This window comes from Streptomyces sp. NPDC034086, assembly GCF_055575515.1.
Map to the genome: position 1 here is coordinate 1 of NZ_JBVISM010000003.1, position 15,373 is coordinate 15,373.

Annotated in this window: 14 protein-coding genes; 4 read left to right on the forward strand and 10 right to left on the reverse strand. The window is 73.9% G+C overall.

Annotated elements, in window-relative coordinates; translation table 11 throughout:
* Nucleotides 1–723: 723 nt before the first annotated feature.
* Complete coding sequence (trpS, locus tag ACZ514_RS09875; protein WP_469124489.1) at nucleotides 724–1,722, forward strand: tryptophan--tRNA ligase; 999 nt, start codon at nucleotides 724–726, stop codon at nucleotides 1,720–1,722.
* A gap of 56 nt (nucleotides 1,723–1,778) precedes the next feature.
* Here trpS and proC read toward each other — a convergent pair whose 3' ends face one another.
* The 5 genes from proC to ACZ514_RS09900 all read right to left on the reverse strand — a co-directional run bounded on the left by proC (nucleotide 1,779) and on the right by ACZ514_RS09900 (nucleotide 5,209).
* The gene (gene proC / locus ACZ514_RS09880) at nucleotides 1,779–2,588 is read right to left on the reverse strand and encodes a pyrroline-5-carboxylate reductase (RefSeq protein ID WP_468175328.1); all 810 of its coding nucleotides are present in this window, start codon (nucleotides 2,586–2,588) and stop codon (nucleotides 1,779–1,781) included.
* A 103-nt stretch (nucleotides 2,589–2,691) separates the two neighbouring features.
* On the reverse strand, nucleotides 2,692–3,429 hold the full coding sequence (locus ACZ514_RS09885; RefSeq protein ID WP_468175331.1) for an ABC transporter permease: 738 nt from the start codon (nucleotides 3,427–3,429) through the stop codon (nucleotides 2,692–2,694).
* A complete protein-coding gene (locus ACZ514_RS09890; RefSeq protein ID WP_468175334.1) occupies nucleotides 3,426–4,220 on the reverse strand; it encodes an ABC transporter ATP-binding protein in 795 nt (264 codons plus the stop codon). Before ACZ514_RS09890 ends, ACZ514_RS09885 begins: the two co-directional genes overlap by 4 nt.
* 73 nt (nucleotides 4,221–4,293) lie before the next feature.
* Nucleotides 4,294–4,812 carry a hypothetical protein gene (locus ACZ514_RS09895; RefSeq protein WP_469124490.1) on the reverse strand — a complete coding sequence of 173 codons (519 nt, stop codon included), beginning with the start codon at nucleotides 4,810–4,812 and terminating at the stop codon, nucleotides 4,294–4,296.
* Between the two features lie 91 nt (nucleotides 4,813–4,903).
* Nucleotides 4,904–5,209 carry a peptidase gene (locus ACZ514_RS09900; RefSeq protein ID WP_468175337.1) on the reverse strand — a complete coding sequence of 102 codons (306 nt, stop codon included), beginning with the start codon at nucleotides 5,207–5,209 and terminating at the stop codon, nucleotides 4,904–4,906.
* A 107-nt stretch (nucleotides 5,210–5,316) separates the two neighbouring features.
* On the opposite strand from ACZ514_RS09900, the gene ACZ514_RS09905 reads away from it, so the two are divergent.
* Nucleotides 5,317–7,425 (forward strand): serine/threonine-protein kinase, encoded by a 2,109-nt coding sequence (locus ACZ514_RS09905; protein WP_469124491.1) that lies wholly within the window; start codon nucleotides 5,317–5,319, stop codon nucleotides 7,423–7,425.
* Between the two features lie 25 nt (nucleotides 7,426–7,450).
* Here the strand turns inward: ACZ514_RS09905 and ilvD are convergent, their stop codons facing one another.
* From ilvD to ACZ514_RS09920, 3 genes are all read right to left on the reverse strand, one after another.
* The gene (gene ilvD, locus ACZ514_RS09910) at nucleotides 7,451–9,301 is read right to left on the reverse strand and encodes a dihydroxy-acid dehydratase (protein ID WP_468175343.1); all 1,851 of its coding nucleotides are present in this window, start codon (nucleotides 9,299–9,301) and stop codon (nucleotides 7,451–7,453) included.
* Nucleotides 9,302–9,423: 122 nt separating this feature from the next.
* Complete coding sequence (locus tag ACZ514_RS09915) at nucleotides 9,424–10,029, reverse strand: TetR/AcrR family transcriptional regulator (RefSeq protein ID WP_469124492.1); 606 nt, start codon at nucleotides 10,027–10,029, stop codon at nucleotides 9,424–9,426.
* A gap of 8 nt (nucleotides 10,030–10,037) precedes the next feature.
* Nucleotides 10,038–10,862 carry a sugar phosphate isomerase/epimerase family protein gene (locus ACZ514_RS09920; protein WP_388944874.1) on the reverse strand — a complete coding sequence of 275 codons (825 nt, stop codon included), beginning with the start codon at nucleotides 10,860–10,862 and terminating at the stop codon, nucleotides 10,038–10,040.
* A gap of 65 nt (nucleotides 10,863–10,927) precedes the next feature.
* On the opposite strand from ACZ514_RS09920, the gene ACZ514_RS09925 reads away from it, so the two are divergent.
* Entirely contained in the window at nucleotides 10,928–11,674 is a 747-nt protein-coding gene (locus ACZ514_RS09925; protein WP_469124493.1) for a hypothetical protein, read from the forward strand.
* A gap of 32 nt (nucleotides 11,675–11,706) precedes the next feature.
* On the opposite strand, the gene ACZ514_RS09930 is transcribed toward ACZ514_RS09925, so the two are convergent.
* Nucleotides 11,707–12,633 carry a Ppx/GppA family phosphatase gene (locus tag ACZ514_RS09930; protein WP_468175352.1) on the reverse strand — a complete coding sequence of 309 codons (927 nt, stop codon included), beginning with the start codon at nucleotides 12,631–12,633 and terminating at the stop codon, nucleotides 11,707–11,709.
* A gap of 61 nt (nucleotides 12,634–12,694) precedes the next feature.
* On the opposite strand from ACZ514_RS09930, the gene ACZ514_RS09935 reads away from it, so the two are divergent.
* Nucleotides 12,695–13,492: a DUF3109 family protein gene (locus tag ACZ514_RS09935; RefSeq protein ID WP_468175355.1), complete on the forward strand. Its 798-nt coding sequence runs from the start codon at nucleotides 12,695–12,697 to the stop codon at nucleotides 13,490–13,492.
* A gap of 36 nt (nucleotides 13,493–13,528) precedes the next feature.
* Here ACZ514_RS09935 and ACZ514_RS09940 read toward each other — a convergent pair whose 3' ends face one another.
* Nucleotides 13,529–15,082 (reverse strand): BACON domain-containing protein, encoded by a 1,554-nt coding sequence (locus ACZ514_RS09940; RefSeq protein WP_469124494.1) that lies wholly within the window; start codon nucleotides 15,080–15,082, stop codon nucleotides 13,529–13,531.
* Nucleotides 15,083–15,373: the final 291 nt, after the last annotated feature.

A 15,373-nucleotide genomic window follows, 5' to 3' on the forward strand; every position in this document is an offset into this window, starting at 1 on the left:
GAGTTCTCAAGGAACGGACGCTTCCTTCGTACTCACCCTCTCGGGCTTTCCTCCGGGCTTTCGTTCTTCGTTCTTGCGTTTCCGACTCTATCAGACTCTTTCGTGTCCGATTTCCTCGGCGCTTTCGAGGTCCTGCGCTTTCACGCTTTCCCTTTCCGGCGGTTCCGACTCTATCAGATCCTTTCGGGCCTGACTCCCAGTCAGCGGGTTTTGCCTTCCGGGCTGTTGGGCCCTTCCGGCGAGTGAGACAGTAGCGGATTCCTTGCCCCCGAAGCCAATCGGCGGCTGCGTCCTGGAACGCGGATTCCTCATTCGCAAATACGCATGAAAACGGGACGACGGGATGCGTCGTTCGTTCGAATGTGTAGTGCGGGATGGCTGTCCGGGGACCGACCGGGGTCGGCGCTCACGTCGGACAACTCGAAGAACCTTACGGACCGGGCACACCCGTGTCAACTGCCCGCTGACCAGCGGCGGCCGGTCGGCGAACTTCCCGCGCGTCCCGCCCTCCGGGGGCTACGCTGCCCCCATGACTACGCATGCGCTCACGCTCAGCCTCCGCTGGTGGGCCGCCTGACGGCGGCCGACCTTCCACGCGAGCACGCATGCGCTCACGGCCGCCGCCACGGCGGCCGTTTCTGTTTCTCCCCTCCCGGGAGTGGCTCGGTCGCCCGGCGCGGTGGCCGCGGGACCACACCACCACTCACAGGGAGAGCAGCAGACATGACGAGGATCTTCAGCGGGATCACCCCGTCCGGGCACCTGACACTGGGCAACTACCTCGGGGCCCTGCGCCAGTGGGTCGCGGCCGAGCACGCTCCCGCGGACGCCCTGTTCTGCGTCGTGGACCTGCACGCGCTCACCGTGGAGCACGATCCCGCCCGGGTGCGGCGCCTCACCCGGCAGGCCGCGACGCTGTTCCTCGCCGCCGGACTGGATCCGCGGCGGTGCACCCTCTTCGTGCAGAGCCACGTCGGCGAGCACACCCGGCTGTCCTACCTGCTGGAGTGCACCGCCACCGACGGGGAGCTCCGGCGGATGATCCAGTACCGGGAGAAGGCGGCGAAGGCGGAGGCGTCCGGTCAGGGCGTACGGCTGTCGCTGCTGACGTATCCCGTGCTGATGGCCGCCGACATCCTCGCCTACGGGGCGGAGGAGGTGCCGGTGGGCGAGGACCAGCGGCAGCACGTGGAGCTGACGCGGGATCTGGCGGTGCGGTTCAACCAGCGGTACGGGCACACCTTCACCGTGCCCCGGGTGGCGCTGCCCGCCGTGGGCGCGCGGGTCATGGACCTCCAGGACCCCACCTCGAAGATGGGGAAGTCCAGTGAGAACGGCGCCGGGATCGTCTACCTGCTGGACGAGCCGGCGGTGATCACCAGGAAGGTGATGCGGGCCGTGACCGACAGCGGCGACGGCGGGGTGGTCTACGACCGGGCGGCGCGGCCCGGGGTGGCGAACCTGCTGGACGTCCTGGCCGCCTGTACGGGCGGGGATCCGCGGGAGCTGGCCGGGAAGTACGAGCAGTACGGGCCGCTGAAGCGGGACGTCGCCGAGGCCGTGGTGGAGCTGCTGCGGCCGCTGCGGGAGCGGCACGCCGAGCTGGCGGCCGATCCGGGCGAGGTGGAGCGGGTCCTGCGCGAGGGGGCGGCGCGGGCGCGGGCCCTCGCCCGGCCGGTGGTGGACCGGGCGTACGAGGCCATCGGGCTGCTGGCGCCCTGAAGCGCGAGGGGGACGGCGGCCCCTCCGCACCGGGGGGGCCGCCGTTCCTGCGCGGGTCAGCTGTTGCCGGTGGCGAGTTCGCGGCTGCGGTCGCGGGCCGCTTCGAGGGCGGCGATCAGGGCCGCGCGTACTCCGTGCTTCTCCAGCTCGACGATGGCGTTGATCGTCGTGCCGGCGGGGGAGGTGACGGCCTCGCGGAGCTTGACCGGGTGCTCGCCGCTGTCACGGAGCATGACGGCGGCGCCGATGGCCGCCTGGACGATGAGGTCGTGGGCCTGGGCGCGGGGCAGGCCGAGGAGGATGCCCGCGTCGGTCATGGCCTCGACGAGGAAGTAGAAGTACGCGGGTCCGGAGCCGGAGAGGGCGGTCGCGGCGTCCTGCTGGGACTCGGGGACGCGCAGGGTCTTGCCGACGCCGCCGAAGATCTCCTCGGCGTGCTGGAGGTGGGCGGCGGTGGCGTGGCTGCCGGCGGAGATGACGGACATGGCCTCGTCGACGAGGGCGGGGGTGTTCGTCATGACGCGGACGACGGGGGTGCCGGGGGCGAGCCGTTCCTCGAAGAAGGCGGTGGGAACGCCGGCGGCCCCGCTGATGACCAGGCGGTCGGCGGGGACGTGCGGGGCGAGCTCTTCGAGGAGCTTGCCCATGTCCTGCGGCTTGACGGTGAGGATGAGGGTGTCGGCGCGCTTGGCGGCTTCGGCGTTGGTGACGGCCTCGACGCCGTAGCGGGTGCGGAGCTCCTCGGCGCGCTCGGGCCGGCGGGCGGTGACGAGCAGTTTGGCGGCCGGCCAGCCGCCCCGGATCATCCCGCTGAGCAGGGCCTCGCCGATCTTGCCGGTACCGAGGACTGCGACTGTCTGGGTCATGCCCGATTCACCTCGCCGAACGAACGTGGGACGTACGGGCTCATCCTCGCACCGGGCGGGTGCGGCCGGGGCGGGTGTCCGGTCCGTGGTCGCCGGGGGCGGACTACGGGGTCCTGCGGCGGAGGGTGGCGGCGCCGAGGGCGAGGACGAGCAGGGCGCAGGCGGCGACCACGACGGCGTCGCGGACGAAGTCGGCGGTCATGTCGGTGTGGGTGAGGACCTGGGTCATGCCGTCGACGGCGTAGGACATGGGCAGGACGTCGGAGACGCCTTCGAGTACGGGGTGCATGGTGTCGCGCGGGGTGAAGAGGCCGCACAGGAGCAGTTGCGGGAAGATCACGGCCGGCATGAACTGGACGGCCTGGAACTCGGACGCGGCGAAGGCGGAGACGAAGAGGCCGAGGGCGGTGCCGAGGAGGGCGTCCAGGAGGGCGACGAGCAGGAGCAGCCAGGGGGAGCCGGTGACGTCGAGGCCGAGGAGCCAGAGGGCGAGGCCGGTGGCGAGGAGGGACTGGACGACGGCGACGGCGCCGAAGGCGAGGGCGTAGCCGGCGATGAGGTCGGCCTTGCCGAGCGGCATGGCGAGGAGGCGTTCGAGGGTGCCGGAGGTGCGTTCGCGGAGGGTGGCGATCGAGGTCACGAGGAACATCGTGATGAGGGGGAAGATCCCGAGGAGGGACGCGCCGGTGCCGTCGAAGGTGCGGGGGCTGTCGTCGAAGACGTAGCGCAGCAGGGTGAGCATCAGGACGGGTACCAGCAGCATCAGCGCGATGGAGCGCGGGTCGTGGCGGAGCTGGCGCAGGACGCGGGCGGCGGTGGCGAGGGTGCGGGCGCGGTTCATCGGTGGTTCTCCTTCGCGCGTGCGCCGGCTTCGTCGACGAGGCGGAGGAAGCCTTCCTCGACGGTGGCGGTGCGGGTGCGGGTGCGCAGGGCTTCGGGAGTGTCCTGGGCGAGGACGCGGCCCTCGCGCATGAGGAGCAGGTCGTGGCAGCGTTCGGCCTCGTCCATGACGTGGGAGGAGACGAGGATCGTGGTGCCGCGGCGGGCGGTGAGGTCGTGGAAGAGGTTCCACAGGTCGCGGCGCAGGACGGGGTCGAGGCCGACGGTGGGTTCGTCGAGGACGAGCAGTTCGGGTGTGCCGAGGAGGGCCACGGCGAGGGAGACGCGGCTGCGCTGGCCGCCGGAGAGGTCGCCGGCGAGGGCGGTGGCGCGGCTGGTGAGGTCGACGTCGGTGATGGCCCGTTCGACGGCGGCGCGGCGTCGGCCGGCGGCGGTGCGGCCGGGGTCGAGGACGGCGGCGAAGTAGTCGAGGTTCTGGCGGACGGTGAGGTCGTCGTAGACGGAGGGCGCCTGGGTGACGTAGCCGACGCGGGAGCGGAGGCCGGGGTGGCCGGCGGGGTGGCCGAGGACGTCGAGGGTGCCGGTGACGTGGGCCTGGGTGCCGACGACGGCGCGCATGAGGGTGGACTTGCCGCAGCCGGAGGGGCCGAGGAGGCCGGTGACGCGGCCGCGGGGAACGGTGAAGGCGATGCCGTCGAGGACGGTGCGGGGGTGGCGTCCGGTGCCGCGGCGGACGGTGAGGCCGTGGGCGTGGATGGCGGGAGGGGGCTCCTCCGGCTGGTTATTCATCATGTGATGAATAATGCTCCTGGCTGTGCCGGCCGTCAATGGACCACGGGTTCGGGAGAGCCGGCGGGGTGGCGCGCTACTTCTTGCGCTTGGGGCGGCGGGCGGCCGGGTTGCCCGTACGGGCGCTGCGGCGGCGGCCGTACTCGGACACGGCACGCTCGTACTCGGCACGGCGGAGCTTCTCCCCGGGGGCCTCGGTCAGGCTGCGCAGGAAGTAGGCGGCGAGCGAGCCGATGAAACCGATCGTCTTGAGGCCCTTGAGGGCGGCCTCGTCGGACGACGGCCGGGGACGGCGGCCGAAGGACTCCCATGTCTTGGCGAAGGAGATGGCGCTGGCGATCGCGAAGAGCACCACGACGGAGATGCTGAGGAACGGGCCGACGTCGCCGATCTCCAGGCCCTCGTAGGCGAAGCGCAGGAGGAAGGCACCGGTGACGGCGGCGGCGAGCGAGCCGGCGGCCACACCGGCGCGGCGCAGGGCGTAGCCGTTGTCGTGGTCCACCCAGGAGGTGCCGAAGAACCGGATCGGCTCGGGCCGCGGCCCGGGGGCCGGCGTGCCGGGGGTGCTCTGGTCTCGCTGCTCCGCATCGCTCACAGCAGCGATTATCTCCCCCGGCCGCCGCCGAAGGACCCCCGGGCGGGCGGATCCGCCCGGGGGCGTCCCGGCCGGCGAAGCGGTGACGCGGTCAGCCGCAGCGGCCGGCGACGTAGCCGTCGGCGCCGGTCTGGACGTAGGCGTCGGAGACGAAGCGGCCGTTGCCGACGCAGTCCCACAGGTCCGTGGTGCCGTACGGGCCCGAGACGGTGGTGCCGGGGCACTGGCAGCGGATCGTGACGTACCCGCCGACGGGTACCGCGTCGATGATCGGGTAGTTGGTGCCGGGGCCGCTGCGGATGTTGACCCGGTAGCCGGGCGCGGTCGGGTAGGACTGGAAACCCGAGTCGGCGGCCGCGAGGCCCTGCGCCTGGCCGGAAACGTTGTCGGTGGACATGTGAGAACTCCCCCCATGGGTGTTGCCTCTGCGCAACGCGCGCAGGGTAGCAAGCCCTTGGATGTTCGCACGGGGCATCGACTAGGCTCCGGCGGGGGTGGTGAGCGGTGCAGTCACTGCACGCGGACTACGCCGGGTTTCCGGAGTACGCCGGGCAGTACCGGCTCGAATCCGTGCTCGGCTCCGGCGGCATGGGCGTCGTCCATCTGGCCACCTCCAGCTCCGGGCTGAAACTCGCCGTCAAGGTCGTCCACGCCCAGCACGCGGTGGACGCGGAGTTCCGGGCCCGGTTCCGTCAGGAGGTCGCGGCCGCGCGGAGGGTCAGCGGCGCCTTCACCGCGCCCGTCGTGGACGCCGACCCCGACGCCGAACGGCCCTGGATGGCCACCCTCTTCATCGACGCGCCGACCCTGTCCGAGCGGGTACGGGAACGCGTGCTCGACCCCGTCGAGCTGACCCGGCTCGCCGCCGGGCTGGCGGAGGCCCTGCGGGACATCCACCGGGCCGGTGTGGTGCACCGGGACCTGAAGCCGAGCAACGTGCTGATGGCCCCGGACGGCGTCCGGGTCATCGACTTCGGCATCTCGCGCCCGGCCGACAGCGACCTGCGCACCGAGACCGGCAAGCTGATCGGGACCCCGCCGTTCATGGCGCCGGAGCAGTTCCAGCGGCCGAGGGAAGTGGGCACGGCCGCCGACGTGTTCGCGCTGGGCGCGGTGCTGGTGCACGCGGCGACCGGGCGCGGGCCCTTCGACTCCGACAGCCACTACCTGGTGGCGTACCAGGTCGTGCACAGCGAGCCCGACCTGACCGGGCTGCCCGCCCGGCTCGTGCCGATCGTGGCGCGGTGCCTGGCGAAGGATCCGGCGGAGCGGCCGACCGCCGAGGCGCTGATCGCCGAGATGCGCGCCGTCGCGTACCCGACGTCCGAGGACACCCAGGCCTTCATCCCGCGGCCGCGCCGGCCGCGTGCGGAGGAGGAGGAGGCCACCCACCGGCGGCAGCGGATCCCGACGGACCGGACGCCGCCCCGCCGCCGCCGCGGGCGGGCGCTGCCGGCGGCCGCGCTCGGGGTGCTGCTCGCCGCGGGGGCGGTCGGCGGCTACCTGTGGTGGGCGCCCGGCACCGGGGCGCCGGAGCAGCCCGTCGCCCATGCCTCCGGGAAGCCGGGCAAGGCCTTCTCCCCCTGGTCGACCGCACCGGGCACCCCGGCGGTGTCCTGCTCGGCGGACGCCGGCGGACTGTACTGCTCCGGCCGCGGCGTGGCCGCCACCCGCCTCGACCCGGCGGACGGCTCGACGGCGTGGACGGTGCGCGCGAACCCCCCGGGCCAGGGCCTGTCGTCCGCCAGTGCTCCGCTCCACGCGGGCGGGCTGGTCCTCGTGACGGCACCCGGCAGCGAGCGGCTCCAGGCACTGGACCCCGGCACGGGCGCGGAACGCTGGCAGCGGAAGCTGTCCGGTGGCACGCGCGTGGTGACGGCGGGACCGTACGCGCTCACCGTGGCCGCGAACGGCGAGGTCACCGCCCTCGACGCCGCGAGCGGCGCCGCGCGCTGGACGCGCAGGATCGGTGACACCGGGTCCGTGTGGTGGGGCGGCCCGGGGGCGGCGGGGGCGCCCGTGCTGTACGTGGCGACCGCGGCCCTCGACGGAGGGTCGACGCAGCTCGCGGAGGTCGATCCGGCGACGGGGGCGGTGCGCTGGCAGACGCGGGCCCCGGGGAAGCTGCGGCCGGTCGGCGTGGCGCGGGGTGCGGTACAGCTGCTGGACAGCGACGCGGGGGCCAGGACCGCCGGCATCGTCAGGGTGGACGTGGCGGCCCGGACCGTGCGCCGGACCCAGCTGCCGGCACCGCTGTTCGACGCGGAGGCGACCGTGGGGCCGGAGGGGACCGTCTACGCCTTCGGCAGCGGCGGGGCGCTCGTGGCGGTCGCCGCGGAGCGGGAGCTCTGGCGGCTGGAGACCGGGGCGGCCAGCGGATCGGGGCCCGTCGTCTCGGACGGGCGGGTCTTCCTGATGACCGGCGACGGCCGGCTGCTGGCCGTGGACGCGGCGGCCGGGCGGCTCGCGGGGCAGACCAGGCCGCGCATGGCGGCCCAGGGCACCTTCAGCGCCACCCTCCCCGCCCCCGTCGTCACCGGCGGCCGGGTCTACGCCTCCGCCCCCGACGGCACCGTCTTCGCCGTGGACGCGCGGAACCCCGCCGGTTGGTGAACCGCACCGGCGGGGTCCGCGGTGGTCAGCCCAGCTTCGACACGTCGCGGACGGCGCCCTTGTCGGCGCTGGTGGCCATCGCGGCGTAGGCGCGCAGGGCGGCCGAGACGGTGCGCTCGCGGTTCTTCGGGGCGTACACGCCGCCGAGGGCCGCGTGCCGGGCGGCCAGTTCCTCGTCGGAGACCAGCAGCTCGATCGACCGGTTCGGGATGTCGATGCGGATCCGGTCGCCGTCCTCGACGACCGCGATGTCACCGCCGGAGGCCGCCTCCGGGGAGGCGTGGCCGATGGACAGGCCCGAGGTGCCGCCGGAGAAGCGGCCGTCCGTCACCAGGGCGCAGACCTTGCCGAGGCCGCGGCCCTTGAGGAACGAGGTCGGGTAGAGCATCTCCTGCATGCCGGGGCCGCCGCGCGGGCCCTCGTAGCGGATCACGACGACGTCGCCCGGCCGGACCTGCTTCGTCAGGATCTTCTCGACGGCCTCGTCCTGCGACTCGCAGACGACCGCGGGGCCCTCGAAGGTCCAGATCGACTCGTCGACACCGGCCGTCTTCACGACGCAGCCGTCGACCGCGATGTTGCCGCGCAGGACGGCGAGGCCGCCGTCCTTGGAGTACGCGTGCTGCACCGAGCGGATGCAGCCGCCCTCGGCGTCCAGGTCGAGGGTCTCCCAGCGCTCGGACTGGGAGAAGGCGGTGGCGGAGCGCTTGCAGCCGGGCGCCGCGTGCCACAGCTCCATCGCCTCCTCGGACGCCGTGCCGGAGCGGGCGTCCCACTTCGCGAGCCAGTCCTCCAGGCCCGTGGAGTGGACGGTGGTGACGTCCTTGTTGAGGAGCCCGCCGCGGTGCAGCTCGCCGAGGATGGCGGGGATGCCACCGGCGCGGTGGATGTCCTCCATGTAGTACGTGCCGCCGGGCGCGACGTTCGGGGCGACCTTGGCCAGGCACGGGACGCGGCGCGAGACGGCGTCGATGTCCGTCAGGTCGTACTCCAGGCCCGCCTCCTGCGCGGCGGCCAGCAGGTGCAGGATCGTGTTGGTCGAGCCGCCCATGGCGATGTCCAGGGCCATGGCGTTCTCGAAGGCCTCGCGGGAGGCGATGCTGCGCGGCAGGACGGACTCGTCACCGTCCTCGTAGTAGCGCTTGGTGATCTCCACGACCGTGCGGCCGGCGTCCTCGTACAGGGCGCGGCGGGCGGTGTGCGTGGCGAGGACGGAGCCGTTGCCGGGCAGGGCCAGGCCGATGGCCTCGGCCAGGCAGTTCATCGAGTTGGCCGTGAACATGCCCGAACACGAACCGCACGTCGGACAGGCGTTCTCCTCGATGCGCAGGACGTCCTCGTCCGAGACGTTCTCGTTGGAGGCGTCGACCATGGCGTCGATCAGGTCCAGCTTGCGGACGGTGCCGTCCACCAGGGTCGCCTGCCCGGCCTCCATCGGACCGCCGGAGACGAAGACCACCGGGATGTTGAGGCGCATGGCGGCCATCAGCATGCCGGGGGTGATCTTGTCGCAGTTGGAGATGCAGATCAGGGCGTCCGCGCAGTGCGCCTCGACCATGTACTCCACGCTGTCCGCGATCAGGTCGCGCGAGGGCAGCGAGTACAGCATGCCCGCGTGGCCCATGGCGATGCCGTCGTCGACCGCGATCGTGTTGAACTCGCGCGGGATCGCGCCGGCGGCGCGGATGGCGTCCGAGACGATGCGGCCGACCGGCGCCAGGTGGGTGTGACCGGGGACGAACTCGGTGAAGGAGTTGGCGACCGCGATGATCGGCTTGCCGATGTCCTCGCTCGCTACGCCCGACGCGCGCATCAGCGCACGAGCGCCTGCCATGTTGCGGCCGTGGGTGACGGTGCGGGACCTCAGCTCGGGCATGCGGTTTCACTCCCCATGAGTGCGGCTGTACGGTCAGCCGCGACTGCGGATATGGCTCGGTTACGAGGCTACGCCCACCGCCCGCGATCCGGACACCTCGTCCGGATGCCGGGACGCGGGGGTCATTCCTCGGTCAGGTACCGCTGGAGGGTGGGGGCGACGAGGGCCACGATGTCCTCCGCGTCCGCCGACGCGAGCGGCTCCACCCGGACCACGTACCGCAGGATCGCGATCCCGACCATGTGCGAGGCGGCCAGCTCGGCGCGGAACGTCGGGTCCGGGACGTCGAGGTCGGCGGCGATCCGCTCCAGCACCCGGCGCAGCACCAGCGTGCGCAGCACCTTCGCGGCGGCGTCGTGCGTGAGCGCCGACCGGATCACGGCCAGCAGCGGCACCCGGGTGACCGGGTTCTCCCACACCCCCAGGAAATAGCGGACCAGCCGCTCCCCGATGCCGTCGGGGCCCTCCCCGAGAATGGCCGGAACCACCAGGGCCGGCTCCAGGCTCACCTCGATGGCCGCGGCGAAGAGGTCGTCCTTGCTGCCGAAGTAGTGGTGCACCAGCGCCGGGTCCACCCCCGCGACCTTCGCGACGCCGCGCACGGACGTCTTGTCGTACCCGCGCTCCGCGAACACCTCGCGGGCGGCGAGGCGGATGCGCTCCTGCGTACCGGGGCCCTCGTCCGCCTCGTCCTGGCGCGGCCGGCCGGGGCCGCGCCGCCGCTTCACGGGCTCCGTCACCGGCGGCCGGCCGGCTTCGCGAGGTGCGCGCGGGTGAAGGCCAGCGCCTCCGCGAGGTCCGCCTCCCGCTCGGCGGAGGACATGGCGCGCCGCGTGTTGACCTCGATCACCACGTGCCCGTCGAAGGAACTCCGGGCCAGCCCCTCGAGCAGCTCGGCGCAGGGCTGCGTACCGCGCCCGGGGACCAGGTGCTCGTCCTTCGCCGATCCGTTGCCGTCGGCGAGGTGGACGTGGGCCAGCCGGTCCCCCATCCGGTCGATCATCGCGGAGGCGTCGGTGCGGGCGGTGGCGGTGTGCGACAGGTCGACGGTGAAGTGCCGGTAGTCGTCCTTGGTCACGTCCCACTCCGGCGCGTACGCGAGCATCTCGCGGTCCCGGTAGCGCCACGGGTACATGTTCTCGACGGCGAAGCGGACGTCGGTCTCGTCGGCCATCCGCCAGATCCCGGACACGAAGTCCCGCGCGTACTGGCGCTGCCAGCGGAACGGCGGATGCACCACGACGGTGGACGCCCCCAGCCGCTCGGCCGCCGCCCGGGCTCGGTGGAGCTTGGTCCACGGATCCGTCGACCACACGCGCTGGGTGATGAGCAGACAGGGCGCGTGCACGGCCAGGACCGGCACCTGGTGGTGGTCCGACAGACGGCGCAGCGCGTCGATGTCCTGGCTCACCGGGTCCGTCCAGACCATGACCTCCACCCCGTCGTAGCCGAGGCGCGCGGCGATCTCGAAGGCGGTCGCCGTGGACTCCGGGTAGACGGAGGCGGTGGACAGGGCGACCTTCGGGGTCCGGCTGCTCGGGATACGGAGTGGATCTGCCACGGTGACAGATTACGGGGCGCCTCCCCGGCGGGACGCACACGGCGGCATCTCGTCATACTTTTCGGATGGAAACCGAAGGGAGCGCGCGGGCCCGGCAGTGGCTGGCCGACCGCGGCGTCGTCCAGGTGCCGGGGGGCTGGACGGACCCGGACAGGCCCGGCGCTCCCCGTACCGCCAACGAGATCGCGCACTCCTGGGCGTACGAGGTCTTCGTGGACGAGGACCTCGACGGGGCGGCGGCCGTACGGATGGCCTTTGGCCTGCTGGACCTCCTCGACGAGTACTGGGTCACCTGCGAGATCGGCTTCGCGCACGACGGCCCGGACGGCCCGCTGCCCGCCGGCCCCCTCTGGGAGGGCTACCGCACGCGCCTGGAGGCGGAGCGGGACCCGGAGCCCGTGCGCTACTCGCTCTGGGTCGACTGGTTCGAGGACCGCTCCACCTCCGCCACGGCCTTCGCCGAGGTCCTGGGCAACGACATCGCCGCCATCGTGGCCGCCCCGGCGCCGCCCGCCCTGCGCCGCGCCGCCCGCGTCCTGGCCGACTCGGGCCCGGTCCCGTGGGAGGTCAAGCACCCCGCGTACGAAACGGCGGCCAGCCTCCCGGCCCTGCACGAGCCCCTCTTCAGGGCGCTGCGCGCCGGCTACCACGACCTCTACGGCGACCTGGACCCCGCCGCGGCCCTCACCCTCCTCGACCGCCTCGCCCTCCCCCCGGCCACGGAACACCTCCCCCGGCTCCGCGCGGTCCTCACGGCGGGCCACCGCAACCACCGCCACGCCCCGGAGGCATGGGCCACGGCGGCGGCCTGACGGCGCCGCCGGGGAGCGCGTCCCGGGGCGGGTTACGGCAGGTGGTCCAGGCGGCGGAGGATGACGCCTTCGCGCAGGGCCCAGGGGCAGATCTCCAGTTCGTCCACGCCGAAGAGGTCCATCGCCGCCTCCGCCACCAGCGCCCCCGCCAGGAGCTGCGCGGCGCGGCCCTCGGAGACGCCCGGGAGGGCGGCGCGCTCCGTCGTGGTCATCACCGTCAGGCGGGGCACCCACTCCTCGAGGGACTTGCGGCTCAGCTCGCGCTGCACGTACAGCCCGTCGGCCTCGCGGGCCGCGCCCGCGAGGCGGGCCAGCTGCTTGAAGGTCTTCGACGTCGCCACCACGTGGTCCGGCCGCCCGAAGCGGCTGAACTCGCCGACCGTCCGCGCGATCCGCGCCCGGACGTGCCGCCGCAGCGCCTTCACGTCCGCCGGGTCCGCCGGGTCCCCCGGGAGCCACGCCGAGGTGAGACGGCCCGCGCCCAGTGGGAGGGACACGGCCGCGTCGGGGTCCTCGTCCATCCCGTACGCGATCTCCAGCGAGCCCCCGCCGATGTCGAGGACCATCAGCTTCCCCGCGGACCAGCCGAACCACCGCCGGACCGCCAGGAAGGTCAGCCGGGCCTCGTCCTCACCGCTGAGCACCGGCAGCTCGATGCCGGTCTCCGCCTTGACCCGGGCCAGGACGGCGTCCGCGTTCGGGGCCTCGCGCACCGCGCTGGTCGCGAAGGGCAGGACGTCCTCGCAGCCCTTGTCCTCGGCGGCCTGCACCGCGCCGGCGATCGCCGCGACGAGCCGTTCGACACCCTCCGGGCTGACCGCCCCGTGCTCGTCGAGCAGCTCCGCGAGCCGCAGCTGCACCTTGTGCGAGTGCGCGGGCTGCGGGCGCGCGCCGGGGTGCGCGTCCACCACCAGCAGATGGATCGTGTTCGAACCCACATCGAGGACACCGAGTCTCATGCGGGAAACGCTACTGGGCCGGACGCGGAGCGGTGGAGGAAGGGGCGCTTAGGCTGGGCTTGTGCCAAATACGAAGAAGGCCAGCAAGAGCGAGACCAAGAAGAAGACCGCGGTGCCGGACGAGAAGGGCCTCGACTTCCCCCGCGCCTGGGTGGAGTTCCCCGATCCGGCCGACGAGGAGCAGGTCTTCCGCTGCGACCTGACCTGGCTCACCTCCCGCTGGACGTGCGTCTTCGGCAGCGGCTGCCAGGGCATCCAGGCGGGCCGCGCGTCCGACGGCTGCTGCACCCTCGGCGCGCACTTCTCCGACGAGGACGACGAGAAGCGGGTCGCCGGGCACGTCGCCCGCCTGACGCCGGAGCTGTGGCAGTTCCACGACGTCGGGAGCGAGTCCGGCTGGACCCAGCTCGACGACGACGGGGAGAAGCAGACCCGCCGCTGGGACGGCGCCTGCATCTTCCTGAACCGGCCCGGTTTCCCGGCCGGCGCGGGCTGCTCCCTGCACATCCTGGCGCTCCGGAGCGGCCAGGAGCCGCTGGAGACCAAGCCGGACGTGTGCTGGCAGCTGCCCATCCGGCGGACCTACGACTGGATCGACCGGCCGGACGACACCCGGGTCCTCCAGGTGTCGATCGGCGAGTACGACCGGCGCGGCTGGGGTCCGGGCGGCCACGACCTGCACTGGTGGTGCACGTCGGCGACCTCCGCGCACGGTGCCGGCCGGCCGGTGTACGTGTCGTACCGGGCGGAGCTGACGGAGCTGATGGGCAAGGAGGCCTACGAGGAGCTGGTGAAGCTGTGCGAGGCGCGGCTGGCCTCGCTGCTGCCGATGGCCCCGCACCCCGCCGACCCCGCGTAGGGTCCGGGGCCGCCGGCCCGGCGTAGGGTCCGGGCCTCAGCCCGCGGGTGTCCCCGGGTCGGGGGAAACCGTTCCTCCTGAGGGGGGTTCCGGGGTCGCCGTGTCCGTCGGGGTCGGCGTGGGCTCCGGGGTCGGCGTGGGGTCCGGGGCGGGCGTGGTCGGCGTCGGCGTGGGCTCCGGGGTCGGCGTGGGCGTCGGGGTGGGGTCCGGGACCGGCGCGGTCGGCTCGGGAGTGGGCGCCGGGCGGCCGCGGCCCTGGAGGGAGACCACCGCACCGCCGGGGTCGACGCCGACCCGGGCCGTCCAGGCGCCGACGGGCTGGGCCGCGGTGTCGACGGTGATCCGGAGGGTGACCGATTCTCCGGGCGCGAGGGTGCCCGCCGTCTGGCTCGCGCGCAGCCAGGGCGCGTCCGACCAGAGCCGCCAGTCGACGGGGCTCCCGCCGGAGGCGGTGAGGGTGAGCAGGGTGGTGGCGCCCCGGGTGGCGGCGGCGACGGTGAGGCGGCCGGGGGCACCGGGGGCACCGGCCTCGGGGCCGGCCGGACTTCCGGCGCTGATGACCTTGACGGAGACGTCGGGGGCCGCGCTGCCGGCGGCGAAGCCCGGTTCCCCGGTGGTGTGGGTGGTGTTGCCGGTGTTCTCGTACCCGGTGAAGGGGTGTCCCCCGGCGGACGGGGGCGGGATCTTCGATTCGCTGGCCGACACGCGGGTGCCGTCGCCGCCGACGGGCTCGCCGGTGGAGGGGGCGCCCCGGTACGCGGCCCACAGCGCGAGTACGGGCGCGGCGACGACGGTGGCCACGACGGTGGTGGTCACCGCCCGGGCGCGGAGCCGGTCGCGGCGGGCGGCGCGGTCCCTGGGGTCCATGGGGAAGCCGGTCCGGTCGAAGCGCGGGCCGGGGCGGCCGCCGCGGCGGCGGCCGGAGCGCAGCATCGCGGCGTGGACGGCGGGGCGGGGCGCGGGGACGAGGGGGAGGACGGCGCTGATGCCGGAGCCCGGCCAGGGTGCCGCGGCGCCGACGCGTTCGGCGGCGCGGCGGCAGCGCGGGCAGTCGTCGACGTGGCGGACGAGCTCGGCGCGCAGGGTGGTGGACAGCAGTACCTGGCCGTCGCCGTCGTCGCCGGTGATGCGGGAGACGGCCGGGCAGTCGGCCGTCTCGACGACGGCGAGGGCGGCGCGGGTGCGTTCGACCTCGCAGGCCGCGCCGGAGAGCAGGTCCCGGGCGGCGCCGGGGGCGGTGCCGAGGACGGCGGCGAGTTCGGTGACGCCGAGGCGGTGGCGGACGGCGAGTTCGAGGGCCTCGCGCTGCTGGGGGGTGGTCCCGGCGGCCTCGGGCCAGGCGAGGCGGGCCAGTTCGGTCCGGCGGTAGGCGCTCACGTCGAGCGGGCGGTGCGCCCGGGGCGCGCGCTCGGAGTCCGCATGCTCCGGCGTGCGCGGGGCGGAATGCGCTCCCTGGCGTACGCGCCGCCGCTCGGCCAGCCGGCGCAGGCAGGCCCAGCGGGCGAGCGCGTAGAGCCAGGCCCGCTGGTCGCCCTCGTCGGGACACCGGCCGGGGTACCGCTCGGCGACGGCGAGGACGTCGCCGAGCACCTCGGTGGCGGCGTCGTGGTCGCACAGGACCGACAGGCAGTACGTGAAGAGGCCGTCGAGGTGGGGCTCGTGCCGCAGGGGCGGGGGCTCCCCGCCGGGGACCGGGTCCTCGGGCCGGACGGTCCCGGCGGTGCCAGCCGCACCACCGGCACCACCGGCACCAGCCGCACCTCCGGCATCACCCGCTTCTGCCGCCGCTCCTCCCCCATAGGAAGGATCACCGGCAACTGGCGTAACCTCCGCACCACCCGTACCGCCCGCCGGGCCCGCCCAGCCCACTCGGGGCGTGCG